Source organism: Arthrospiribacter ruber, from assembly GCF_019343195.1.
GTDB classification, from domain to species: domain Bacteria; phylum Bacteroidota; class Bacteroidia; order Cytophagales; family Cyclobacteriaceae; genus Arthrospiribacter; species Arthrospiribacter ruber.
The window spans coordinates 39921-63652 of the sequence record NZ_RPHB01000004.1 but is presented as its reverse complement, the minus strand read 5'-3'; the positions used below and the strand labels follow the sequence as shown (position 1 = coordinate 63652).

Here is a 23732-nt window from a genome sequence, read left to right as displayed (position 1 = left end):
ATCTGAAACCCGTTAAACATAACTGAAATAAATAATTCCGTATCTTGTATTGGTTCACCCTGAAAATACCGGTACAAAAAAATCCGAAAATTAATGAAAACTGTTTTTTCAAAAATTATAGTAGTAGTTCTCCTTTCCATTCTTTTGGCGGGGTGCAGCTCTGTTGAAATGTTCAAAGAGAAGACTGAATTTGCTCCTTACAAAGAGTACACAACTTTCGCTATATTGAACAAAGAATTTGATCAGAGGGGTTTTAGGGATGCGTTTTTGGATGCCATGGTCCTAGATGGTTTGGAAAGGCTGCTACAAGGCCAGGGAATGGTGTATGATCCAAATGAACCGGAAATTATTCTGCGCTACACTTCTAACGAAGACCCCAGGCAAAAGGAAATAGTCAACAATATGATGCCAATGTGGGGCTATAGGGTATGGGATCCTTGGATGTTTGACCCCAGGTTTATGAACAGACCTCCAGTAAGTACCAAAAATTATGAGCTTATGCAGTTGATTGTAGATTTCGTAGATCCCAAAAATGACAAAATGCTGATGCGTTTGACTGCAGTGTCGGAAGTGAGCTCCCCAAAAGACAAGCAAAAGAAAGTGAAAAAATCCGTGGAAAAGGTAGTGGAAACGTACATCAACCATATGAAAAATAAATAATTAGATGATGGAAAAGAGATATAACAGTCTTTCGGAGTTTTATCCGTATTACCTCTCCGAACATATGAATCCAACCTGTAGGAAACTCCACTTTATTGGTACCGCATTACTTTTTCTCATTTTGGGATATGCCCTGTTTACAGGAAAATTGATTTATTTACTTTTGATACCGGTAGTCGGATACGGATTTGCCTGGGTAGGACATTTTTTCTTTGAAAAGAATAAACCTGCAACTTTCAAATACCCATTCTACAGTTTGGCTTCAGATTTTATTCTTTTTTTCGATTTATTAAAAGGTAAAGAAAAATTCAATCCATAATCATACTTTTAAATACAAAAAAACGTTATTGAAATATTGTAATGCAAAAACTTTCTATTATTTTTGCATCAATAATATTGTATTTTAAATCATGATATTTGTATTTTGATGGTAAAGATAGTTCTCATAGACGATGACCCAATAAGCACATTTGTGACCGAAAAGCTTATTTCAAAAAATATCAGGATACCTCATCAGATCTATAAATATGACAATGCCATCAATGCTTTAAAGGAATTGGATGCCATCAATCCGAATTATCTATTTTTGGACCTCAATATGCCTGAAATGACAGGTTGGGACTTTTTGGAAGAATTTGACCCGGGAAAAACCAAACCGGAAGTGTATATTCTAAGTAGTTCTGTGGATGAAAGGGATATAGACAAAGCGAGAAACTACAGTTTAGTCAAAAAGTACCTTTCGAAACCACTGATCAAAAAATATATAAAAACCATCTTTAACTGATGGTTTTTTTGTTTTAGGACTCTTTATTTTTTGTCAAACAAGAATTGACTAAATTAGTTTTACTAATACTATTACCAAAGTATCAATAAAAAGTATGGCAAGACCAAGTGAAAAACTAATTGAAGCTTTCAGAAAGACTATCCATAAGTTAAAAAACCACGCTCCCTATCAATGGGGACATATGGGTGCATGCAATTGTGGAAATCTCGCTCAGGAACTTACCCAAATGAGTAAAGGAGAGATCCACCGGTATGCCATGCAGAAATCCGGGGACTGGAACGATCAACTGATTGATTATTGCCCTACGAGTGGGTATCCAATGGATTTGATGATCAGCAGAATGATAGAAGCAGGTCTTACTGTGGATGAGCTCAAGCATTTGGAAACGCTTTCAGATCCTGTAATATTGGAAAAAATACCCTTTGAAAGAAGAGTGAAGATCAAAAAGAACAACAAGGAGGATGTAATCCTTTATATGGAAACCTGGTTGAAAATTTTGGAAGATGATTTCCTTAAAAATCTGAAAATCCAAATCCCTGAAAATAAAAGGGTAAAAACTTTTGCATAATCTTCAAACAAAAAATATATTTTACCTGTATTAGGCTAAAGTAATCCTTTTAATATATTTGAACCATTAATCTATTCACGCTATGGAGGAATTTGACGACGAATTTGATGAGTTTGATGACATCGAGGACGATGATGAGTTTGCTGAAGAATTTCAGGATGAAGTCTATGATTTAGATGAAGATTCTGAGTTTCTTGACGACAACATCATGGACTTTGACGAAGATGATCTTGATGATGACTTCGATGAGGATGATTTCGATGAGGATGACGATCTTGATGATTAGGTGGGCCTAATCTCCAATTAAAAAAAGCAGGTCTGTGGAACAACCTGCTTTTTTTATTTTCGTTTTGATAGACAGCCGATCTGCCTTATATTTCGGAAAATTTTAAAAGAATTAAATAATTATAGATATGACATTGTTAGATATTTTCAGTGCTCCGATCAATTCTGGTGCACAAACATTCATTCTCATCGTTTGCATCTTAATAGGTCTAGGTGCCGGTATCAGCTTGATAGATATCAAGAATACCAGTGAGCCTAAAGAAAAATAAAAAAGAGGTCTTCTGACCTCTTTTTTATTTTAATGAACATTGCCCATCAGTTTTCGGATCGGCTTACTGATCAAAAGCAAAAGCAATCCCGCTCCTACTGCTGTTGCCACAATAAGCATATATTGGGAAGGCATCTCCGCCAAAGCCTCTTCGCTCCCACCACTTACCTCTCCCGATATCAAGCCAGCAAATAAGTTGCCCAAGGCCACTGAAATAAACCACATTCCCATCATTTGACCCTGAAATTTTTTAGGAGCCAATTTGGTCGTAAGACTCAATCCAACTGGACTTAAACTCAATTCTCCGAAAGTGTGTAACATATAAGTAAATACCAACCAAGTCGGGGCGGCCAAGTCTCCTGATGCAGCAATTTTTGCTGCGAAATACATCACCAAAAAGCCCAATCCTAAAAGAATCAAGCCAAAAGCAAATTTTGCCGGAGAACTAGGCTCCAGGTTTCTTCTTCCAAGCCATACCCATAAGGCACCAAAGAAGGGGGCAAAAATGATAATGAACATAGAGTTGATAGATTGAAAATATCCTGTGGGTATCTCCCAGCCCAAGAAAGACCGGTCTGTAAATCTTTCCGCAAACAAATTCAGCGTACTTCCTGCCTGCTCAAACCCAGACCAGAACAAGGCTGAAAATAAAATAACAATGACTATGGCCCCTGTTTTTTTCTTTTCATCTAAAGTAAGTTTGCCAAAAGCAAACACGTATCCGAAATACAAAACCGTAATAACTCCAATAATTTTATAGGATAGACTGGCAATTCCAAAAGCATCAATTTCTATTATGCCTGCAAAAACAATAGTTACCAATATAAACAGAAAGGCTACAAAGGCCATTCCACCCCTTTTGAGTTTTTTTTGTTGTCTGATTTCAGATTCATCAGAAGCAACTTGGAGCTCCCCTTTTCCTTCCAGCGTTCCAAGAGACATTTTGTATTGTATAAGGCCTATTACCATGCCCAAACCGGCAAGACCAAACCCAAAGTGCCAGTCATAAACCGCCACTGTGGAGCAGGCCAATGGAGCAATAAAAGCTCCTAAATTGATTCCCATATAAAAAATGGAAAAACCAGCATCTCTTTTGGAACTTCCTTCGGGGTAGAGTTGCCCGACTATGGAGCTGATATTTGGCTTCAACAATCCTGTGCCTACCACAATCAGTATCAGTCCAATAAAAAAAGAATTGGTATCCAAGCTATCTAAAGAAGTTTTGGGACCTTGACTTTCAATCAGCTCCAATATTCCGGGAAGTGCCATGGTAAAATGGCCCAAAGCAATAATAATCCCACCGTACCACACGGATTGTTTTAATCCGAATATTCTGTCAGCAAACCATCCCCCAGGTAAAGCGAGTAAATATACCCCCATGGTGTAAAGACCATAGATAGCTCCAGAGGTCCTGTCATCAAAGCCTAATCCTCCGTCTATAACTGCCGACGTCATGAATAGGATAAGAAGAGCTCTCATCCCATAATAGCTGAACCTTTCCCACATTTCTGTGAAAAATAATGTCATCAAACCTCTAGGGTGCCCAAATATGGTTGGTCCGGGAAATAGCTCTAGGTTCCCCTCATTCGGAACTTTTCCAAATTTATTTTCCAAAATATCTGATTTAGGTGGATATATACTTTTATTGGCTACAATGATAAGTCAAATTTCTGAGATCTACTATTCTCCAAATCTTCAAGAATCCGCAAGTTTATTAGGGCTCTGGACTATTAAAATTATATTTTATTCCTAGGAATTTACTTTCACAAAAGTACTATATCATTTTACCAAAAAATGGCTTCGTAATCGATTGAAAAGGCTAAAAAAAGGCTTTTTTTATTTTTATTCAAATAATTACATCTATCTTTGAGGGCATAACTTTAGACCTTAAAAATAACCCAATGAGTACACAAGAACTCGAAATTAAAGCTATGCCCAGAAGCTTGACAGACCTGAGAATAGAAACCTCAAAAAGTGTTTTTTGGAACCTCACTCCTGCCGAACTCGTCGAACATGCGATCAAAAATCAGGAAGGTGTCCTCACTGATACCGGTGCCCTAATGGCTGACACAGGTACCTTTACAGGTAGGTCTCCTAAGGATCGATTTGTTGTCCATGATGGCCTGACCAAAGATGCTATTTGGTGGGGAGATGTCAATATTCCTTTTTCTGAGGAAAAATTTGAAGGTTTGATGGACAAAATGGTGGACTTTTTAAAAGATAAAAACCTCTATGTAAGACATGCCTATGCAGGAGCTGATCAGAAATACCGCCTCAATATCCGCGTGATCAACACCTTGGCCTGGCATAACATGTTTTGCTACAACATGTTTTTACGTCCTGAGTCAAAAGAATTAGAAGATTTCACCAGTGAATTTACCATTATATGTGCACCGGAATTCAAAGCAGACCCAGAAGTAGACGGTACAAGACAGGAAAATTTTGCGATAATCAACCTGAGTAAGAAGATACTTTTGATAGGTGGTACTGCCTATGCAGGTGAAATGAAGAAAGGTATTTTTTCAGTGCTGAACTTTATTCTTCCATATAAGCATAATGTATTGTCCATGCACTGTTCGGCAAATGTTGGCAAAAATGGAGATACTGCCATTTTCTTTGGATTGTCAGGAACAGGCAAGACCACATTGTCTGCTGATCCAAATAGAGGCTTGATTGGAGATGATGAGCATGGTTGGAATGAAGAGTCCATTTTCAATTTTGAAGGAGGATGTTACGCCAAAGTGATCGACCTAAGTAGGGAAAAAGAACCCGAAATTTGGGATGCGATTAAATTCGGTGCTATCGTGGAAAATACACGTTTTTATCCACAAAGCAGAACGGTCGATTATTCCAATAAAGAAGTAACTGAAAATACCAGAACCTCTTATCCAATAGAGCACATTTTCAACGCCATTACGCCATCAAGAGCTGGTATTCCAAAGAATATTTTCTTTCTGACAGCAGATGCTTTTGGAGTGATTCCTCCTATTTCAAAGCTAAACAAGAGCCAGGCCATGTACCACTTTATTTCAGGATATACGGCTAAAGTAGCAGGTACAGAAGTGGGTGTGGTAGAACCAAAAACAACCTTCTCAGCATGTTTTGGAGCTGCCTTCCTCCCCTTGCACCCTACCAAATATGCGGAGCTTTTTGGTGAGAAAATGGAAAAACACCAGGTAAATGTCTGGCTGATCAACACCGGCTGGACTGGAGGGCCTTATGGCATAGGAAACAGAATGAAATTGGCCTATACCCGAGCCATGATTACGGCTGCACTGAATGGTGACCTGGATCATGTTTCTTACCGGCAGCATAGTGTCTTTGGTGTGGGAATACCTTCTAGCTGCCCAAATGTACCGGATGAGGTACTTAGCCCAAGAGCGACTTGGTCTGATAAGGATGCTTATGATAAAAAGGCCAGAGAGTTAGGTGCCGAGTTCATCAAAAACTTCGAAAAATACAGCGATTTTGCCACTGAAGATATTTTGGCCGGAGCGCCAAAATTTTAGTCGATTGACCCTTTGTATAAACCCAGATAACGGAGTGCTTCGGCACTCCTTTTTTTATGGGAGCTTTTTACTCCCTAAAGGATTTGCTAATTTTGTAAAAAACATATTAAATGAAAAAAGCGGAAATATTAACAGAAAAGGGCAGCATGCTCGTGGAGTTTTATGAAAATGACGCCCCAAAGACAGTGGAAAATTTTATAAGTCTTTCCAAAAAAGGTTTTTACGACGGCCTTACTTTCCATAGGGTTATACCAAATTTTGTAATCCAAGGTGGTTGTCCTAAAGGAAATGGTTCAGGTGGTCCGGGTTATAAAATTGATTGTGAACTGAATGGTGAAAATCAGTACCATGAGAGAGGAGTCCTTTCTATGGCACATGCCGGTAGAAATACAGGAGGCTCTCAATTTTTCATCTGTCATAGCAGAGACAACACGAGCCACTTGGACAGAAACCATACCTGTTTTGGAAAAGTTATAGAAGGGTTGGATGTAATTGATGATATCCGTCAGGGTGATAAAATCGAAAAAATCACCATCTTGGAAGATTGATCTGAAAAGGCTGTTTGTTTAAAACAGCCTTTTGCTTTTTTACCCGAATAATGCTCCGGCAATAGTAGCTGTCATCAGACAGGCCAATGTAGCCGCTAATAAAGCTCTCATTCCCAATTTTGAAAGATTTCCTTGCTGATTGGGAGCAATGCTACCAATGCCTCCGACTTGGATCGCAATGGAACTGAAATTGGAAAACCCGCATAGTGCATAAGTAGCGATCACAATAGACTTTGGTGAAAGTGCATCTGCACTTTTCATCTCCGCCAAGCTCAGATAGGCTACAAATTCATTGATGACCGTTTTTTGGCCCAGTAAGGATCCCACCTGTAGTGTATCTGACCATTCAACACCTATGATCCATGCAAACACACGGAATACCTGACCCAACAAATACTCTAAAGAAAATCCTGTAAACTGCCCATCGGTAGAAGAAGCTACTAAGGCATTGAGACCCGTATATTCCCCTATCAGGCCGGACAAAATGTAGTTGAGCGCTGCTATGACTGCTATAAACGCCAATAGCATTCCACCTACATTAAGAGACAATTTCAATCCTTCAGAAGCACCTATTGACATGGCATCAATAAGGTTGACTCCCATGTTTTCACCACTTACCTCAAGTTTGTCATTCACTACCTCTTTGTCCGTTTCAGGAATGATGATTTTGGAAATGACTATTGCAGCAGGTGCATTCATGATGCTGGCACCTAAAAGGTAAGCAGCAAACCTGCTTTGTTCCTCAAGGCTATCTCCCCCCAAGAAGGCAACATAGCCTGCCAGCACTCCCCCTGCAATGGTGGCCATTCCTCCCGTCATGAGGCACATCAATTCTGAACGTGACATGGTTGGGATAAATGGTCTGACCAACAAAGGCGCTTCTGTCTGCCCTAAAAAGATATTTCCGGCAGCAGAAAGGCTTTCCGGTCCTGACAGCCTCATGGTCCTTGACATTACCCAGGCAATTACAAAAACGATTTTTTGAAGTACTCCTAAGTAATATAAGCCTGCGCTGACTGTAGAAAAGAAAATGATGGTTGGGAGAACTTTGAATGCGAAAATGAATCCAAAGGTATCTGTGGCAAGATCACCGAAAATAAATAAAGCCCCATCTTCAGAAAAGCTGAGCAATTTGACAAATGCCCTGCTCACAACTGAAAATATCCGGGCTACGAAATCAACTTTGGTTATCAAAAAACCAAAAACAGCCTGTAAGATAACTCCTATACCTACCAACCTCCAATCCACAGCCCGTTTGTTGGCCGAAAAGAGAAGCGCAAACGCAAGAATAACAATGATTCCAATGAGACCTCTTAAATAATCCATAGAGTGGGTAAAGAGTATATGGGGTATTAATGAACCTTTGAATTTAAAGGATGAAGTTTAACAAAAAAAGAAAGCCTGGTTTTTCCAGGCTTTCTAATTTCTCCTGTTGATTTCATCCCGGATCCTTGCAGCCTTTTCATAATCCTCATTATTGATGGCTTTGTCAAGAAGCTGGTTCAGTTTATCCAAACTAAAATCTTTTAATGAATCCGAACTTTTAGAAGAAGATGAAGATCCGGTAGACCTTTTGGTCTTACTGCTTCTTTCATGCTCCCTTCTTTCATCCTCTTCATTGAACTCTATTCCTGCTTCAGACATTACTTTTTTGGAGCAGAAAATGGCTGCATCAAACCTGACCGCAATAGCTATAGCGTCTGAAGGTCTGGCATCTATTTCTACTACTTTAGAGGAGTTTCTGCACACAATTTTTGCGTAAAAAACTCCCTCTCTCATGTCTGAGATCAATATATGGTCAATGGAATAATTAAAGTTGGATGAAAATGACTTGAAGAGATCATGGGTCATAGGCCTATTGGGAATGATTTTTTCAATCTCAATCGCAATGGCCTGGGCTTCAAACATTCCGATCACTATAGGAAGACGTCTGATCCCTCCTACTTCTCCCATTACCAAGGTAAAGGAGCCTGATTGGGAATGGTTGGAAGATAATCCAAGAATCTCAAGTTCTACAGTCTGATCCACAGGTTTTATTTTATGGCTTTTATAGCTTCGGTTAATTTAGGTAATACCTCAAATGCATCTCCAACAATTCCATAATCAGCAGCTTTGAAAAATGGCGCCTCAGGGTCTTTGTTGATGACAACAATGTACTTGGAGGAATTTACACCCGCAAGATGTTGAATAGCCCCCGAAATTCCAACTGCCACGTACAAAGTAGGTGCAACTTTTACTCCTGTTTGGCCTACATGCTCGTGATGTGGTCTCCATCCAATATCTGATACAGGCTTAGAACATCCGGTGGCCGCACCCAATTCTTTGGCAAGACCTTCGATCATACCCCAGTTCTCCGGACCTTTCATTCCTCTCCCTCCAGAAACAACAATATCTGCTTCCGGTAAAAGAATTTCTCCCTCTGCTTTATCCGTTGAAGTGATTTTTGCAGCAAAGTTTTCTTCTCCAATAGTGATATCGGCTTTTTCCACAGCTGCTGGGGAACCGTCAGTGATCAAATCCACTGCATTTTTTTTGATAGCAAGAATCTTTTTGTCCTTGGACACAATCGTTTCTGCAAATGCTTTTCCTGTGTAAATACTTCTTTTTACTTTATACTCACCTGAAGTATCCGGTAGATCTACCACGTTGGAAACCAGCCCTGCATCCAGTTTGACAGCAAGCCTTGCTGCTACAGCATCTCCTAAAGAAGACTTGGCCAAGACCAAAGTGTTTGCTCCTACTTGTTTGAAAACCTGAGCAACAGCCTCTGCATGCGCCTGAATCACACCTGCATCAAGCTTTCCGTCCGCAACATGCAATACTTTCGCTGCTCCGGCAGTACCGGCTTTTGCCAGTTCCTCATCAGAAATACCTCCCAAAGCAACTGCAACTACGTCTCCGGCAGCAGTTTTGTCTGCCAATGCTTTACCGTAAGAAATTGCTTCCAAACTTGTTTTCTTGATACTACCTTCCGCGTGTTCTATATAAACTAAAATTGACATATCTTCCTATTTTTCAGTTAGTTAAATTGTAATAATTAAAGCACTTTTGCTTCATTCTTCAGGAGCTTTACCAGTTCTTCTACATTGTCCTTATCGACAAGTTTAACCGAACCTTTGGCTGGTGGGAGCTGGAAGGAAGTCACATCAGTAGCCACTTCACCATCTTTTGGATCCACTACATTTAGAGGTTTGGTTCTTGCAGACATGATTCCACGCATATTGGGGATTTTCCATTCAGCAATTGGCTCCTGACATCCAGCAATCAAAGGCAGCTTGGCTTCGAGGTATTCTTTTCCACCTTCGATTTCTCTTGCCATCTTGACAGTATCTCCGTCTATATCCAATTTCATTACAGGTGATATAGAAGGCATGCCCAACAATTCACCTACCATTCCATGCACCATTCCACCATTGAAATCAATGGACTCTCGGCCCATTAGAATCAGGTCATAGTTGTTTTCCTTGGCAATGGCTGCAATTTGCTTGGCTACGAATAGGGCATCAGTAGGAAAGGCATTTACCCTAATGGCGTCATCAGCTCCTATGGCCAAGGCCTTTCTTAGTGTAGGTTCAGTTTCTGCCTCTCCCACATTCAGTACAGTCAATGAAGCACCCAATGCGTCTTTGAGCTCTACTGCTCTGGCAAGTGCATAGTCATCGTATGGTCCTATTATGAACTGCACACCGCTTTTGTCAAACTTTGTGTTATTATCAGTAAACTGTATTTTGGATGTAGTATCCGGTACGTGAGTAATACAAACTAGAATTTTCATCTATAAATATTTAGGTTATTTATTTTTAAATTGCGTGAATTTAAGGATTAGGCAATAATTAAAAAAAGATTTCATGAGCAAAATGTCCCGTCTGGAAATGATTAAATCGTTTGCGGAGCAAGAACCCAACAACCCTTTTAATTGGTACGCTTTGGCCTTGGAATACAAAGAACTTGAACCTCAAAAGGCTGGCGAATATTTTATTAAACTTCTTCAAGAGTTCCCCGAATACCTGCCGACCTATTTTCAGGCCGCTAACTTTTTTGCTGAATCAGAACAGCTTCAAACAGCTAAGGAAACTTTTCTTAAAGGTATTTCACTGGCAAAACAACAAAATGATTCCAATACCTTGAGAGAGCTGAAAAACAGCTACTCCAATTTCGTCTTTGAATACGATATAGAGGAAGACTAAGAAATTTTGACCACTAGCTTTCCGGTCTGACTTCCGGCTTTCATTTTTTCGAAAGCCTTTACTGCATCCTCCAGATCAAAGACCTCATCTACTAATGGTTTGATGCCATTTTTATTGACAAATCCGATCATGTTCTCAAAATCACGATCAGAACCCATTGTGCTTCCAATAAGCCTGATTTGATTCCAGAAGACTTTTCTGGCATTGAATCCCTCAGGATTTCCTAAAGTAGCTCCATAAAAGACAATTCTGGCTCCGGGTCTGGCTACGTTAATCAAGTTGTCCACTGTATTGCCCATAGCACTATCTATGATAAGGTCGAAACCACCTGTTTCTTCTAAGGCCTTCTTGGTCCAATCCTCTTCCTTGTACAAAAAGCCACCCTTTGCTCCGAGATTTCTGGCCTGCTCTATTTTGGACTCACTGCTGCTACTTACGTAAACCTCTGCACCCAGTGCTATACCAAACTGAGCAGCCAGCTGGGCTACACCTCCTCCAAAACCGGTTACTAATATTCTTTTTTCCGCTTTGGCCTTTCCTTGTACCATAAGTGCCCTGTAAGCCGTAAGTCCTCCTAATGGCAATGCAGCAGATTGATGCCAATCCAAATGTAAAGGTTTATGATGAAGCCTGTCTGATGATACAATTAGACACTCGGATAGTGTCCCATGATCAGGCATCCCGAGGATCTTGAAGTCTTTATCCTGAACTTTTTCTTGCTCACCCCAATGAAGGGCAGGATTCACGATGACCTCCTGTCCAATCCATTTACTGTCCACTTTAGAGCCTACTTCTTTTACAATTCCTGCACCATCTGAGCCTAAAATCACTCCATCTTTTAAGTTGGGATAAAGTCCTTGCCTACACCATTCATCTCTGTGATTGAGCGCAGCAGACTTTATCTGTATCAGCACTTTGTCATCATCTAATTGAGGAAGTTCAATTTCCCTCAAAGCGATTTTTTCTGAGGTATTTTTATCTAAAACTATAGCTTTCAAATGGTCAAAATTTTGGTTAAAAGAACTGTTTGCCTTAAAGAGGAAAGTATATAAAATTAAAATCTTAACAATGACTGAAAAGCAAAAGTTTAAGCCTTCGCATTTTTTATAAATAAAATCCTAAAATGGAGCAGGTTCATTGCTATCAAGTCCGCCTGGGAAAGGAGCATCTCCGTCTCCCCCATTAGCCTTACTTTGCAACCTGATTGTGCTTCCTGATTCAAAATCCTGTGCGCTGGCTGCTGACTGGAATTTACTCGTATAAGAGACATCCTGTGGCTGATAAGGCACATTCATTTCCAGGTCGGTAAACTTCGTATATTTTCCGATAAACCTCAGCTTCACATTTTCGAGAGATCCATTTCTGTGCTTGGCGATAATTACTTCACCTACTCCCATTACAGAATTGCCTTCGTCATCTTCTGTAAATCCATAATATTCAGGTCTGTAAAGGAACATAACCATATCCGCATCCTGCTCTATGGCTCCAGATTCCCTCAAATCGGAAAGTTGCGGTCTTTTATCACCACCCCTGGTTTCCACCGCCCTTGAAAGCTGGGAAAGTGCTATGACAGGAATACTCAGTTCCTTTGCGATTTTCTTCAAAGCCCTGGAAATACTGGCGATCTCCTGTTCCCTGTTGCCTCCCTGTCCGCCTGTCTTGGAATCTCCTGACATCAGCTGAAGGTAGTCAATCACAATCATCTGTATATCATGCTGAGCTTTAAGTTTTCTACACTTTGCTCTTAGTTCCAAAATGGATAATGCCGGTGTATCATCTACGAAAAGTGGGGCTTTTGCCAGCTTTCCGGTTTTGTGTATCAACTGCTCCCACTCATAATCTGCCAGGTTTCCCTTTTTGATCTTTTCAGAATCCAGTTCAGCTTCGGAAGAAATCAACCTGTTGACCAACTGCACGGAGGACATTTCCAGAGAAAATATGGCCACAGGTCTATTGTGATCCACTGCGGCATTTCTCAATACTGACAAAACAAATGCTGTCTTACCCATTGCAGGACGGGCAGCTATGATGACAAGATCGGATTTTTGCCAGCCGGAGGTCACCCTATCCAAGGCCGTAAATCCACTTGGGACCCCGGTAAGTCCGTCTTTTTGTCCTTTTTTTGATTCCAGGTCCAAAATGGCCTCCTTCAATATATCTCTCATATTGGAGTAGTTTTTCCGGATGTTTTTCTCTGAAATTTCAAAAAGGGATTGCTCCATCTTATCCAAAAGTTCAAAGACATCAGTAGTGTCTTCGTAAGCATCCTTTTGAATTTCTGATGCTATGCTGATCATTTCCCGCTTCATGGACTGTTCGGTAATGATACGGGCATGAAACTCAATGTTGGCAGCGGAAGAAACTTTAGAAGTCAGCTCTGTAATAAAAAAGGCCCCACCAGCGATTTCAAGTTGTCCTTTTTTTCTAAGCTGATTGGTGACTGTCAAAAGATCTATGGGCTGACTGTCCCCAAAAAGATCCAAAATGGCTGAATAGATTACTTTGTGGGCTTCTTTGTAGAAACTCTCAGGCTTCAGGATATCCACAACGGCAGTCAGGGCGTCTTTTTCCAACATCAAGGCACCCAAAACAGCCTCTTCAAGGTCAATGGCCTGGGGAGGAAGTTTTCCCAATCCACTGGTTAAATTTAAATCAGGTTTTCTCCTACCTGTAATTCTGTTGCTATTGCCTGTCTGATTCTCTGCCATGGTAACAAATGTAAAGGCTTTACGCTAGAGTTTTTGAACATTTTATACACTAAATATCCACAAAACTTTATTGAAGCCTGAATGTCAATATTCTACTCTCCTTTTGAAAGCTGTGGTTTGTCAACTTTGCTTGGTTAACTAATATTTATAATGGGCAAAGAGATCAAATAATTAAGCTGTTGTATTTGCAGATAATCCTACTATGGCATATAAACCTGTATTAATTTTTATTTTTTTGAAGGATTTACCCTACTCTCTGTACTCATATTGCTACTTTTGGACATAAACTTTTAATAAGAGATGAGTAAGAAATATCATTTTATTGCCATAGGGGGTGCAGTCATGCATAATCTGGCATTGGCTTTACTGAAAAAGGGTTATGAGATCACAGGATCTGATGATGAAATCTACGAACCTTCAAGAACAAGACTCGAAAACGCAGGGATACTTCCAAAAGAAAAAGGCTGGTACCCCGAAAAAATACATGAAGGATTAGACGGAATCATATTGGGTATGCATGCAAGGATCGACAATCCTGAGCTGATCAAAGCCAAAGAATTAGGAATTCCTGTGTATTCTTTCCCGGAATTCATTTATGATCAGAGCAAAGACAAAAAAAGAATTGTCATTTCTGGATCACATGGCAAAACCACCATTACCTCTATGATTCTACATGTGCTGAAGGAAAATAAGGTGGAATTTGACTATTTGGTTGGCGCTCAGATTGAAGGGTTTGACTTGATGGTAAAGCTTTCAGATGCCCCGGTGATCATCATTGAAGGTGATGAATACCTGACTTCGCCGCTTGATAGGCAGCCCAAATTCTTCCATTACCACCATGACATTTTATTAATGAGCGGTATAGCTTGGGACCATTTCAATGTATTCCCAACATTTGAAAACTACAATGAGCAGTTCGTAAAATTGGTGGATATGACTCCAGCATCTGGCACATTTATTTATTGCGAAAATGACCCACATGTCAAGAGCATTGCTGATAGCCTACAGGATCAACCTTTTCTCCTCATCCCATACTCCACACATCTCCATAGAATTGCAGATGGCAAAACATTTCTTCTGGATAAAGATGCCGAAATTCCGGTTCAGGTATTCGGGGAACATAACCTACAGAATCTTTTGGGTGCTTTGGAAATCTGTCTGGCTTTAGGTTTGGATAAAAAAGATTTCTACGCCAGCATTCAATCCTTTTCCGGAGCAGCAAAAAGGCAGGAAATCCTGGCTAAATCTGAAAATAGCATTCTTTTTAGGGACTTTGCGCATGCCCCTTCAAAGCTGCAGGCTACTGTAGAGGCCGTAAAAAAACAGTTTCCCGGAAGAAAGCTGATCGCTGTCCAGGAGTTACATACTTATAGCTCCCTCAACAAAGATTTTGTGCACAATTATTCTGGTACTATGGGTGCCGCTGATGAAGCAATTATCTATTTGAATCCAAAAGCTGTATCTTTGAAAAAGCTAGAGTTGATGGATGAAGCCACCTTACGAACTGGCTTCAATAGAAAAGACCTTCTACTCTTTACTGATATTAATTTATTAAAAGCATTTTTGGAGAAAAAGGACTTTAAAGATACCAACATTTTGCTAATGAGTTCTGGCAATTACGATGACATGGATTTGAGTATTTTGAAATCAAAAATCAACGGATAAAATTCTATTATGAAATTAAACTTAAAAAACCCCATTGCATTTTTTGACCTTGAGTCAACAGGTACCAACATTTCTACGGACAGAATTGTGGAGATAAGTATTTTGAAGCTTCACCCGGATGGAAGAAAAGAAGCAAAAACCAGCTTAATCAATCCTACGGTTCCTATTCCAAATGAGACTTCCTTGATTCATGGCATTTATGATGAAGATGTAAAAGATGCTCCTACATTCAAGGAAATGGCAAAAGAACTCCATCAGTTTTTGGTAGGTGCAGACTTGTCAGGGTTTAATGTATTGAAGTTTGATATTCCTCTTTTGGTGGAAGAATTTCTCAGGGCCGGGATTGATTTTGACATAGAAAAAAGAGCCATTCTGGATTCTCAGAAGATATTTCATATGATGGAAAAAAGAAATCTGACAGCTGCCTATAAGTTCTATTGTGGTAAGTCATTGGAAAATGCACACTCAGCTGAAGCGGATACCATTGCATCTTATGAGGTTTTTGAGGCTCAGATAGAGCGCTATTCAGGTGAAGAAGCAGAAGACCTGCAGGGCAACAAACTGGGGATAATCGAAAATGACATGAAAAAAATCCACAGTATTCTAAATGAAAAGATGGTGGATCTTGCTGGCAGGTTTATATTCAACGATGAAGGTGTAGAGTGCTTCAATTTTGGCAAACACAAAGGCAAACCTATCGCACAGGTCTTAAAAGAAGAGCCTGGATATTATGACTGGATGATGAAAGGGGATTTCCCTTTGGATACCAAAAGGAAGTTTACACAGGTAAAACTCAGGGAATTCCAACAAAGGTAGTAAGAGATGCGAGAGGCGAGAGAAAAGATGCAAGACATAAGACGTAAGAAACAAGAAATTGGAGGAGAATGTATTTCATTATATACTACCTTTTTATAAAAATTGTCAACCAAAACGACTTATGGAATAAAAAAACCTGCTTTTAAGCAGGTTTTTTTATTTTATCATCTTTGACTTCTTTCGTAATATTCAAGTGCCTCAGGCATTCTTTTCTCCAATTGGTCAATCCTTCTATTGGGACCAGGGTGAGTGGAGAGAAATTCCGGTGGTCTTCCTCCTGAGCTGGCTTCTTCCATTCTTATCCAGAAATTAGGTGCTTCTCTTGGGTCATATCCGGCCAAGGCCATAAAATTGAGTCCCAACTGATCTGCTTCCAGTTCATGTCTTCTGGAGAAGCTCAACATACCTAACTGTCCTCCTACACCAAAAGCCTGAAGGAAGAGATTTTGCGTTAAGCTTGGGTTTTGTCCCATGGCTGCAGATACTCCTCCCAAAAGTCCGTTCAAAGCCAAGCCATTAGACATTCTTTCTCTACCATGATGGGCTATGGCGTGTGCTACTTCGTGCCCCATTACCACTGCCAATCCTGTTTCATCCTGGCAGATAGGCATGATACCTGTATAAAAGGCTACTTTACCACCGGGCATACACCATGCATTTACGGTCTCATCCCGAATCAAATTGAATTCCCAGGCAAATCCTTCTAAGTGCTTTTCATACCCTTGCTCTCTCATATAAGATTCCACTGCATCAGCTATCCTTCTTCCTACACGTACTACCATCTGCCCTTCAGAGGTATTGGTAATCACATTGCTTTCCGCCAATACCTGTTCGTACTGTTCGTAAGATAATGGTAGCAACTCCTGATTACCGATTAATGAAAGTTGACTTCTGCCCGTCAACGGCACCCGTGCACAGGAGTAAATCAAAAGTCCAAACGCAAATAAAAAACATATTTTCTTCAGCATATTGATTATATTTTGTGCGAAAATCACCAAAAAAGATGCCATTTCAAACCAGGTATATTATTTTTCCAAAAATTAAAAACTCAATCAAAGGGAGATATGAATGAAGAAGCCAAAAAGTACCTAAAGAGAATGACCAACCCTTTCATATTCTGGTGGGCCATGTTTTTCAAACTCCCTTCCGCAATATTTTGGAAGCTCAGGATCAAGTCTCTTGATCTTAAATCCTGTACAGTGACCATTCCCTATTTTTGGAGAAGTCAAAATCCTTTCAAATCTATTTATTTTGCGGCAATGGCCGGTGCTGCCGAGCTTAGCACTGGAGCACTGTGTCAACTTGCCATGGCCGGAAAAGGAAAATTCAGCATGTTGGTGGTGGATTTTAGGGCGGAATATTTCAAGAAAGCCAATCAGAAAATATCCTTTAGCTGTAGCCAAGGCGAAGAAGTGTGTCAATTAATAGATAATTTGGAAATCGGAGGATCAGATAAGATCACGACTGTTTCAACAGGAATTTCCCCAAATGGGGAAATTGTTGCCAAATTTTATGTGACTTGGTCTTTTAAGCGGAAAGCTTAATCTCTAAACCTGCTATTTCTTTGATCAATTGGATTTCGCCTGTCAAGATTGGGCGGCACTTCCTTTCTGTACCTGGTCCTCTGATCCAAAAAGTCAGTCAACATTTTCTCAACTCTTTCCCAGTCCATGTCGAGAAATTGATGATCTAGATTGGCCAGATTAAATTCAATAATCAGGTCGTCCATATCCCTGTCGGTAAGGTTGTACTCCATTTTCAGTACCTGCATGACTGAATCTGACTGGATGAGGTCAAGATAATCCTGCTGCCTGGCCAAAAAAGCCAGTTTGCGTGCATATTGCCTTTTTTGCCTTTCACTCCTCATGAAATAGGAGATAGGTCCATCTAGCGTAAGTCCAGGCTGAAGGTTTTCATTGTTGCTCAGCCCCATGTACACTTTCCCTGGACCGGTCTCCCTGTCCCCTAAGGATCTCATGGTAGATTGGTTACCCACCTTAAAAGGGATAACCAGTCGCTCCCCATACAGGTCAAACATGGGCAATGTTCTGGCATCCAAATATAGATCTGTAAACAAATGGGTGTCTTCCCCCACTGCCAGTTTTTTGGGAATGTAATAATCCCGTCGGAAAAGAAGGCTGTCCCCTCGCTGACCTTTGACCCTAAAATATCCTCTTTCATTGGTGATCACACTGTCCTGATTGTTCAGGTTTATCACCCACACTTTTTCCAAAAAATTACGGTCCATACCTTCTACCACATTGCCTGTGACGACTTGCCCAAAGCTTACGGAAACGACAGCTACGGTCAATAAAAGTATCAATATGGTCTTTTTGCATTTCAACACCCTAAAGTAGCAACACAGTTTGAGGCTAAAAAATTTTATTATCTTAAAAGATATTAATGGAATTTACTTTTAGATTCACCCTACATTGTGTTTCTTAGGTCTATTGAGTCAATAACCTCTGAAAATCAAGCATGGATAATCCTAAAATTACCAGATATGCCCCCACCCCAAGTGGCTTCTTACATTTGGGCAACATCTATTCTTTTGTTTTGACTTATCATACCGCAAAAAAGGAAAATGCAAAAATCCTTCTCAGGATTGACGATTTGGACAAAGAGAGGACAAAGCCAAAATTCCTTAAGGATATCTTTGAAACGCTGGATTTTATGGAAATACCCTATGACCTTGGTCCAAAAAATGTTAAAGAGTTTCAGAACAGTTTTTCACAATTTAAAAGATTGGAAAAATACAAGGAGACATTACAGCTTTTAAAAGACAAGCATGTGCTTTTTGCCTGCGATTGTAGCCGAAATAAAATCCTTAAAATGGACAAAAGAGGGTTTTATAGCGGATTCTGTAGAAATCGAAAGCTGGGATTTGACAGTTCAGAAATGGCTTGGAGGATCATGACTCCTGATCAAGAAGAAATTGGCCTAAATGATTATACCGGAACCAGGGTGTCGGGCAGAATGCCCGGTATATTGAAAGATTTTGTGGTAAGAAAAAAGGACGGTCTTCCCTCCTATCAACTTTCCTCTTTGGTAGATGACCTTTATTTTGGTGTCAACCTTATTGTGCGCGGCAGAGACCTTTATGGATCTAGTTTGGCGCAGATTTTCCTTAGCCAATATCTAGAAAAAAACAGTTTTTCCGCTTCGGCCTTTTTGCACCATCCCATTCTAAAAGATCAAAAGGGACAGAAACTTAGCAAGTCTGCGGGTAGCAGTTCGATTCAGCACTTGAGAAAATCCGGCAAAAAAAAGTCTGACATTTACACCACTTTAGCAAATTATCTTGGACTTAAAGGTGAGTTCAAAAAGCTCGATGATTTTTCTGTTTTGGTCAGATAAAAAAAACCTACTGATTACTTTACCTCCAAATTGACTTAAATCAATCTTGAGATCAAATTAATCAGCAGGTTTTTCAATTAGCCACAAAAGATTGTGGACTTTATTTTCCCATCAATATTTAGCCGGTACTCCATCACCTGGAGTAGTATTTTTGATGAATTCGCGGATATCTTCGTTGGAAGTAGCTAGATCTTCTGCCCTTAGATACATCATGTGCCCGGATCTGTAACCTTTGAAGTGTAGCCTATCCTGCATTTTGCCTGCCGGATCCATTTGCCACATGTTGTACTTGGCATTGAAGTAATCCGTACCTCCGTCATAGTAACCGGATTGTGTCATTACATGCAGGTATGGGTTTTGAAGCATTGCCTGAGCCAGTTGTCTACCTGTATTTTCATTGCTTCTGTCCCAAGGATGTACTGGTCCGAATAAGTTATAAGTAAGGTCAGTATCAAATTTCAATATGTTTTTAGCATAATAATTCATAGCCGGAGAAAAGGCATGGTTCCAGGAAGTCAAAGCTGGATCGTAGTCATAACGCTCACCTGCATCTGTCTGGTCAATACCTCTGTACCTGCTGTCCAGCCTACCCACTGTCAGTCCTTGGCTTCTCATCAATTCCTTCCAATAATAGCTGGTAGGTACTGCCAGAGCATGTTCAAGAATTACCTTTTCACTCAATCCGGTGTAATAGGCCATTTTCTTAGCTATTTCTTTTCTTTCATTAGGGTCAAGGCTGCCGCCTTTGGCCATAGCAGGTATAAGCACATCTAGGGTATAAGCTTCTACTTCCGGTAGGATTTCATCCAGGTCTTTGTTTTGCAAATCAGAAGAAAGTGCTTTGTGGTACCAGGAAGTTGCTGCGTAGTAAGGCAGGTAATTGGCACCTGATATTGCTCCACTTCTTTCTAAGCCCAAGCCTGTAGGCGAAACCAAAATAACTCCATTCAGGTACATCCAGTGTGAATTTTGAAGCTCATGGGCCATTCCTGCGACACGGGTAGTACCATAACTTTCTCCAATTAGGTACTTTGGCGATTGCCACCTGTTTTGACGGGTTACAAAAGTTTTGACCCAATCAGACAAGTATTTGATGTCGCTGTTGATGCCAAAGAATGTAGACCTAGGCGTATCCTTGTCCAAAATCCTGGAATATCCCGTATTGACCGGATCTACATAAACGATATCTGCCACATCCAAAATGGAATGGGGATTTTTGGTCACTCCATAAGGCTGCAAAGGATAACCTTCATCGTCAATATTCAATTTATAAGGACCCGTGTATGCCAAATGCATCCAAAGTGATCCCGAACCAGGTCCTCCATTGAAGGACACCACCAAAGGTCTCTTGGCTTTATCAGACACATCGGTTCTTTCATAATAGGTATAAAAGAGAGTTGCAATTGGTTTGCCATCTTCATCCCAGACAGGCATTGTTCCTGCAGTGGTTTTGTAAGGCACCCTTTGTCCTTTGATAGTCACCTCACCATTGGTGACAGAACTTGATTCCGGTTTTACTTCCCTTTCCACCTGTGCAAAAGCCAAGGTGTATGCCAAAAGCATCAGAGAAAGCGTGAGTACGTGTTTTTTCATAGTATGCGTGATTATTGTTACCCGAAGATAATTGATCCATTCCCGGATACATCGCTTTTTATGTTTTGTCACTTCCTTTTAGGATAAATGGAAAATATATGCATTAGGCTTCACCATAATCATTCAAACAAATTTATTAGGGTATGGTTAGGCGACTTTATTATACCGCTTATGTAGGAAAAAAAATATTCGTACAGTTTTATATGTTTTCAGGAAGCAAATTGAATTAGTTTTCATCTTCCAATAAAAATAGTTCTAGATGAAAAAAGTAATTATCCTGTTCACATTGATCCTTTCGGCCCACCTGTCGATGGCACAGGAAGCTTCTCCCAAAGGTAATTATGAACTGGCCTCAAGATTTTCACCGGAAAAACTCAAGAAAATGATTTTTTCCACAAGTGTTAGTCCACATTGGCTAAAAAACTCAGACCGCTTTTGGTATGAGTACGAGACCAGTGATGGGAAAAATTGGTATTTGGTCAATCCGGCTAACAGAACCAAGACCGCTTTATTTGATAAAGATGTACTGGCCGCACAGCTGACCCTGGCGGTGAAAGATCCTTTCGATGGTCAGCACCTTGACCTTAAGGACCTGAAGTTTTTGGAAAATGAAAATGCGCTGGAATTTACAGTAAAAAGCACGGAAGAAGTGCTCAAAAAAGACTGGGAAGAAATCAAAGCCAAGAATAGAAACGCCAAAGACTCTCTGGAGAAAAAGACATTCACTTTCAGATACAGTTTATCCGACAGAAGCCTGAGAGAGATTGAAGATCCTGAGGAAAAAAAGAAAAGATTGGCTTGGGCAAATATTTCACCGGATTCATCCAAAGTAGTGTTTGCAAAAAATGAGAACCTGTATTGGATGGACAAAGAAAATTTCCTGAAAGCCGTAAAAGATGAGAAGGACTCTACCATTGTGGAGCATCCCTTGACTGAAGATGGTGAAAAGGATTACTCCTACGGTTCATCGGGACGTGGAGATGACAATGTAGAAGAAGAAAAAAAGAAAGATGACAGAAAAAGGGCCATGGTTTATTGGTCTGCCAATTCCAATGAATTTGTTCTGACCAGAACTGATGCAAGGCATGTAAAGGACCTTTGGGTATTACACAATACCAGAAATCCACGTCCAACATTGGAGACATACAAGTATGCCATGCCTGGTGAAAAAGAACAACCACAAACTGATTTGTTGCATTTTTCTTTTGAAAAGGGAAAAATGAATAAACTGGACATTTCAACTTTCAAAGATCAGACAATTGGAGTATGGGCAGCTGACTTGAAAGCCAGTCAACAGGATGATGAATTTAAGCCTGTCAAGTGGCTGGGTGATGAGAACTTCTTCTATTTCAGTATCACTTCCAGAGACCTTAAAAGAATAGATATCTGCCGATGGAATATCAGCGAGAATAAAAAAGAAGTACTGGTAGAAGAAAGGAGCAATACTTACATAGATGTCCAAAAACCACACTTGATTTCTAATGGCAATGAATTTATCCATTGGTCGGAAAGAGACGGATGGGGACATTTTTACCTCTATGATGTGGGGGGAAAAATGATCAGGCAACTGACGTCCGGTCCATTTCATACTGAAAGCATTGAGAGGGTTGACGAAAGAAACAGAACCCTCTACTTTAGCGCCAATGGTAGGGAAAAGAACGAAGACCCATATTACCTTCATCTTTATAAGGTAAGTTTAAACGGCGGAGCAATCACACTACTTAATCAAGGCAATTATGACCATAGCGTTTCTATAAATGATAATGCTACCTTTTTTGTGAACAACTATTCAAGGGTGAACACTTCGCCTGTATCAACACTTCATGACAATCAGGGAAGAAAAATCATGGATCTGGAAGAAGCAGATCTGAGTTCCCTTTTTGCTGCAGGATATAAATTCCCAGAGCCTTACAGAATAAAAGCTGATGATGGAATTACTGATCTTTATGGGGTGATGTACAAGCCATTTGATTTTGACAGTACCAAAAAGTACCCTATCATAGAATACGTTTACCCAGGTCCACAAACGGAGGCAGTCAATAAATCCTTTGGCCGCTCAATGGACAGGATTGATAGGTTGGCACAGCTGGGTTTTGTTGTAGTCACTGTGGGAAACAGAGGTGGTCATCCGGCCAGGTCTAAATGGTACCACAACTACGGGTATGGCAACCTGAGAGATTATGGCCTTGCAGATAAAAAAGCCGCTGTTGAACAACTTGCTGACAGACATCCATTTATTGACAGATCAAAAGTAGGGATTCATGGTCATTCGGGAGGTGGATTTATGTCCACTGCAGCGATGTTGGTTTACCCTGATTTTTTCAAAGTAGCTGTATCCTCAGCAGGTAATCATGAAAACAATATATACAATCGCTGGTGGTCAGAAAAACACCACGGTGTAAAAGAAGTTGTCACCCCTAAAGGAGACACTACTTTTGTCTACCAAATAGAAAAAAATCCAGATCTGGCCAAAAACCTGAAAGGCCATTTGCTTTTGGTAACCGGAGATGTGGACAATAATGTGCATCCTGCCCATACAATCAGGATGGCAGATGCTTTGATCAAAGCCAACAAAAGGTTTGATTTTATCATTTTGCCAGGTCAGAGGCATGGGTTTGGTGACATGACGGAGTATTTCTTCTGGAGAATGGCAGACTACTACGTGAAGCATCTCTTAGGAGATAACTCTCCTCCACCTGTAGACATGCTGGAGATACAAAGAGAAAAGCCACTCAAGTAACCTATATTGGAAGTAGTTTTAAAAAGAAGGCCGTACTGTATTTG

General features: G+C 40.3%; 24 protein-coding genes. 14 read left to right on the top strand and 10 right to left on the bottom strand.

Annotated features, from left to right (window positions below; translation table 11 throughout):
- Nucleotides 1–93 precede the first annotated feature (93 nt).
- The 6 genes from EGN73_RS09095 (at nucleotide 94) to EGN73_RS09070 (ending at nucleotide 2566) form a co-directional block, all read left to right on the top strand.
- Entirely contained in the window at nucleotides 94–660 is a 567-nt protein-coding gene (locus EGN73_RS09095) for a DUF4136 domain-containing protein (protein ID WP_219288572.1), read from the top strand.
- 7 nt (nucleotides 661–667) lie between these two features.
- Nucleotides 668–979 carry an Mpo1-like protein gene (locus EGN73_RS09090; protein ID WP_219288569.1) on the top strand — a complete coding sequence of 104 codons (312 nt, stop codon included), beginning with the start codon at nucleotides 668–670 and terminating at the stop codon, nucleotides 977–979.
- 108 nt (nucleotides 980–1087) lie between these two features.
- On the top strand, nucleotides 1088–1444 hold the full coding sequence (locus EGN73_RS09085) for a response regulator (protein ID WP_219288566.1): 357 nt from the start codon (nucleotides 1088–1090) through the stop codon (nucleotides 1442–1444).
- A gap of 94 nt (nucleotides 1445–1538) precedes the next feature.
- Nucleotides 1539–2012: a hypothetical protein gene (locus EGN73_RS09080; protein WP_219288564.1), complete on the top strand. Its 474-nt coding sequence runs from the start codon at nucleotides 1539–1541 to the stop codon at nucleotides 2010–2012.
- 82 nt (nucleotides 2013–2094) lie between these two features.
- Nucleotides 2095–2298: a hypothetical protein gene (locus tag EGN73_RS09075; protein ID WP_219288562.1), complete on the top strand. Its 204-nt coding sequence runs from the start codon at nucleotides 2095–2097 to the stop codon at nucleotides 2296–2298.
- A 127-nt stretch (nucleotides 2299–2425) separates the two neighbouring features.
- Nucleotides 2426–2566, top strand: coding sequence for a hypothetical protein (locus tag EGN73_RS09070; protein WP_219288560.1), 141 nt, complete (start codon nucleotides 2426–2428; stop codon nucleotides 2564–2566).
- Between the two features lie 29 nt (nucleotides 2567–2595).
- On the opposite strand, the gene EGN73_RS09065 is transcribed toward EGN73_RS09070, so the two are convergent.
- Nucleotides 2596–4092 (bottom strand): peptide MFS transporter, encoded by a 1497-nt coding sequence (locus EGN73_RS09065; protein ID WP_246611546.1) that lies wholly within the window; start codon nucleotides 4090–4092, stop codon nucleotides 2596–2598.
- Nucleotides 4093–4466: 374 nt separating this feature from the next.
- Between EGN73_RS09065 and pckA the strand changes: the two genes are divergently transcribed.
- Both pckA and EGN73_RS09055 read left to right on the top strand, forming a co-directional pair.
- Entirely contained in the window at nucleotides 4467–6074 is a 1608-nt protein-coding gene (pckA, locus tag EGN73_RS09060; RefSeq protein ID WP_219288559.1) for a phosphoenolpyruvate carboxykinase (ATP), read from the top strand.
- 110 nt (nucleotides 6075–6184) lie between these two features.
- Nucleotides 6185–6622 (top strand): peptidylprolyl isomerase, encoded by a 438-nt coding sequence (locus EGN73_RS09055; RefSeq protein ID WP_219288556.1) that lies wholly within the window; start codon nucleotides 6185–6187, stop codon nucleotides 6620–6622.
- Between the two features lie 39 nt (nucleotides 6623–6661).
- On the opposite strand, the gene EGN73_RS09050 is transcribed toward EGN73_RS09055, so the two are convergent.
- From EGN73_RS09050 to EGN73_RS09035, 4 genes are all read right to left on the bottom strand, one after another.
- On the bottom strand, nucleotides 6662–7948 hold the full coding sequence (locus EGN73_RS09050) for a NupC/NupG family nucleoside CNT transporter (protein ID WP_219288555.1): 1287 nt from the start codon (nucleotides 7946–7948) through the stop codon (nucleotides 6662–6664).
- A 93-nt stretch (nucleotides 7949–8041) separates the two neighbouring features.
- Nucleotides 8042–8650 (bottom strand): bifunctional nuclease family protein, encoded by a 609-nt coding sequence (locus tag EGN73_RS09045; RefSeq protein WP_219288553.1) that lies wholly within the window; start codon nucleotides 8648–8650, stop codon nucleotides 8042–8044.
- Between the two features lie 5 nt (nucleotides 8651–8655).
- The gene (locus EGN73_RS09040) at nucleotides 8656–9624 is read right to left on the bottom strand and encodes an electron transfer flavoprotein subunit alpha/FixB family protein (protein WP_219288551.1); all 969 of its coding nucleotides are present in this window, start codon (nucleotides 9622–9624) and stop codon (nucleotides 8656–8658) included.
- A 35-nt stretch (nucleotides 9625–9659) separates the two neighbouring features.
- A complete protein-coding gene (locus EGN73_RS09035) occupies nucleotides 9660–10397 on the bottom strand; it encodes an electron transfer flavoprotein subunit beta/FixA family protein (protein WP_219288549.1) in 738 nt (245 codons plus the stop codon).
- 73 nt (nucleotides 10398–10470) lie between these two features.
- Here EGN73_RS09035 and EGN73_RS09030 point away from each other — a divergent pair, with 73 nt between their 5' ends.
- Entirely contained in the window at nucleotides 10471–10809 is a 339-nt protein-coding gene (locus EGN73_RS09030) for a tetratricopeptide repeat protein (RefSeq protein ID WP_219288548.1), read from the top strand.
- Here the strand turns inward: EGN73_RS09030 and EGN73_RS09025 are convergent.
- Entirely contained in the window at nucleotides 10806–11807 is a 1002-nt protein-coding gene (locus EGN73_RS09025) for a quinone oxidoreductase family protein (RefSeq protein ID WP_219288546.1), read from the bottom strand. The two genes, EGN73_RS09030 and EGN73_RS09025, sit on opposite strands and share 4 nt — an antisense overlap.
- 120 nt (nucleotides 11808–11927) lie before the next feature.
- Nucleotides 11928–13517: a replicative DNA helicase gene (gene dnaB / locus EGN73_RS09020; protein ID WP_219288544.1), complete on the bottom strand. Its 1590-nt coding sequence runs from the start codon at nucleotides 13515–13517 to the stop codon at nucleotides 11928–11930.
- A 300-nt stretch (nucleotides 13518–13817) separates the two neighbouring features.
- On the opposite strand from dnaB, the gene EGN73_RS09015 reads away from it, so the two are divergent.
- Both EGN73_RS09015 and EGN73_RS09010 read left to right on the top strand, forming a co-directional pair.
- On the top strand, nucleotides 13818–15182 hold the full coding sequence (locus tag EGN73_RS09015) for a UDP-N-acetylmuramate--L-alanine ligase (RefSeq protein WP_219288542.1): 1365 nt from the start codon (nucleotides 13818–13820) through the stop codon (nucleotides 15180–15182).
- Nucleotides 15183–15191: 9 nt separating this feature from the next.
- On the top strand, nucleotides 15192–15998 hold the full coding sequence (locus EGN73_RS09010) for a 3'-5' exonuclease (protein WP_219288540.1): 807 nt from the start codon (nucleotides 15192–15194) through the stop codon (nucleotides 15996–15998).
- Nucleotides 15999–16162: 164 nt separating this feature from the next.
- Here the strand turns inward: EGN73_RS09010 and EGN73_RS09005 are convergent, their stop codons facing one another.
- Complete coding sequence (locus tag EGN73_RS09005) at nucleotides 16163–16966, bottom strand: M48 family metallopeptidase (protein WP_219288537.1); 804 nt, start codon at nucleotides 16964–16966, stop codon at nucleotides 16163–16165.
- Nucleotides 16967–17062: 96 nt separating this feature from the next.
- Between EGN73_RS09005 and EGN73_RS09000 the strand changes: the two genes are divergently transcribed.
- The gene (locus EGN73_RS09000; protein ID WP_219288534.1) at nucleotides 17063–17542 is read left to right on the top strand and encodes a DUF4442 domain-containing protein; all 480 of its coding nucleotides are present in this window, start codon (nucleotides 17063–17065) and stop codon (nucleotides 17540–17542) included.
- On the opposite strand, the gene EGN73_RS08995 is transcribed toward EGN73_RS09000, so the two are convergent.
- Nucleotides 17539–18321, bottom strand: a complete 783-nt coding sequence (locus tag EGN73_RS08995; RefSeq protein ID WP_219288531.1) for a hypothetical protein — start codon at nucleotides 18319–18321, stop codon at nucleotides 17539–17541. The genes EGN73_RS09000 and EGN73_RS08995 overlap by 4 nt on opposite strands.
- 155 nt (nucleotides 18322–18476) lie before the next feature.
- On the opposite strand from EGN73_RS08995, the gene EGN73_RS08990 reads away from it, so the two are divergent.
- The gene (locus EGN73_RS08990; RefSeq protein WP_219288528.1) at nucleotides 18477–19355 is read left to right on the top strand and encodes a glutamate--tRNA ligase family protein; all 879 of its coding nucleotides are present in this window, start codon (nucleotides 18477–18479) and stop codon (nucleotides 19353–19355) included.
- Nucleotides 19356–19466: 111 nt separating this feature from the next.
- Here EGN73_RS08990 and EGN73_RS08985 read toward each other — a convergent pair whose 3' ends face one another.
- Nucleotides 19467–20948 carry a S10 family peptidase gene (locus tag EGN73_RS08985; protein ID WP_219288525.1) on the bottom strand — a complete coding sequence of 494 codons (1482 nt, stop codon included), beginning with the start codon at nucleotides 20946–20948 and terminating at the stop codon, nucleotides 19467–19469.
- 259 nt (nucleotides 20949–21207) lie between these two features.
- Here EGN73_RS08985 and EGN73_RS08980 point away from each other — a divergent pair, with 259 nt between their 5' ends.
- Nucleotides 21208–23688, top strand: coding sequence for a S9 family peptidase (locus tag EGN73_RS08980; protein ID WP_219288522.1), 2481 nt, complete (start codon nucleotides 21208–21210; stop codon nucleotides 23686–23688).
- Nucleotides 23689–23732: the final 44 nt, after the last annotated feature.

Bases quoted from the DNA above. Each gene is read 5' to 3' on its own strand.
- EGN73_RS09095 (WP_219288572.1), top strand. From the start codon at position 94: ATGAAAACTGTTTTTTCAAAAATTATAGTAGTAGTTCTCCTTTCCATT.
- EGN73_RS09090 (WP_219288569.1), top strand. From the start codon at position 668: ATGGAAAAGAGATATAACAGTCTTTCGGAGTTTTATCCGTATTACCTC.
- EGN73_RS09085 (WP_219288566.1), top strand. From the start codon at position 1,088: ATGGTAAAGATAGTTCTCATAGACGATGACCCAATAAGCACATTTGTG.
- EGN73_RS09080 (WP_219288564.1), top strand. From the start codon at position 1,539: ATGGCAAGACCAAGTGAAAAACTAATTGAAGCTTTCAGAAAGACTATC.
- EGN73_RS09075 (WP_219288562.1), top strand. From the start codon at position 2,095: ATGGAGGAATTTGACGACGAATTTGATGAGTTTGATGACATCGAGGAC.
- EGN73_RS09070 (WP_219288560.1), top strand. From the start codon at position 2,426: ATGACATTGTTAGATATTTTCAGTGCTCCGATCAATTCTGGTGCACAA.
- EGN73_RS09065 (WP_246611546.1), bottom strand. From the start codon at position 4,092: ATGACATTATTTTTCACAGAAATGTGGGAAAGGTTCAGCTATTATGGG.
- pckA (WP_219288559.1), top strand. From the start codon at position 4,467: ATGAGTACACAAGAACTCGAAATTAAAGCTATGCCCAGAAGCTTGACA.
- EGN73_RS09055 (WP_219288556.1), top strand. From the start codon at position 6,185: ATGAAAAAAGCGGAAATATTAACAGAAAAGGGCAGCATGCTCGTGGAG.
- EGN73_RS09050 (WP_219288555.1), bottom strand. From the start codon at position 7,948: ATGGATTATTTAAGAGGTCTCATTGGAATCATTGTTATTCTTGCGTTT.
- EGN73_RS09040 (WP_219288551.1), bottom strand. From the start codon at position 9,624: ATGTCAATTTTAGTTTATATAGAACACGCGGAAGGTAGTATCAAGAAA.
- EGN73_RS09035 (WP_219288549.1), bottom strand. From the start codon at position 10,397: ATGAAAATTCTAGTTTGTATTACTCACGTACCGGATACTACATCCAAA.
- EGN73_RS09030 (WP_219288548.1), top strand. From the start codon at position 10,471: ATGAGCAAAATGTCCCGTCTGGAAATGATTAAATCGTTTGCGGAGCAA.
- dnaB (WP_219288544.1), bottom strand. From the start codon at position 13,517: ATGGCAGAGAATCAGACAGGCAATAGCAACAGAATTACAGGTAGGAGA.
- EGN73_RS09015 (WP_219288542.1), top strand. From the start codon at position 13,818: ATGAGTAAGAAATATCATTTTATTGCCATAGGGGGTGCAGTCATGCAT.
- EGN73_RS09010 (WP_219288540.1), top strand. From the start codon at position 15,192: ATGAAATTAAACTTAAAAAACCCCATTGCATTTTTTGACCTTGAGTCA.
- EGN73_RS09005 (WP_219288537.1), bottom strand. From the start codon at position 16,966: ATGCTGAAGAAAATATGTTTTTTATTTGCGTTTGGACTTTTGATTTAC.
- EGN73_RS09000 (WP_219288534.1), top strand. From the start codon at position 17,063: ATGAATGAAGAAGCCAAAAAGTACCTAAAGAGAATGACCAACCCTTTC.
- EGN73_RS08990 (WP_219288528.1), top strand. From the start codon at position 18,477: ATGGATAATCCTAAAATTACCAGATATGCCCCCACCCCAAGTGGCTTC.
- EGN73_RS08985 (WP_219288525.1), bottom strand. From the start codon at position 20,948: ATGAAAAAACACGTACTCACGCTTTCTCTGATGCTTTTGGCATACACC.
- EGN73_RS08980 (WP_219288522.1), top strand. From the start codon at position 21,208: ATGAAAAAAGTAATTATCCTGTTCACATTGATCCTTTCGGCCCACCTG.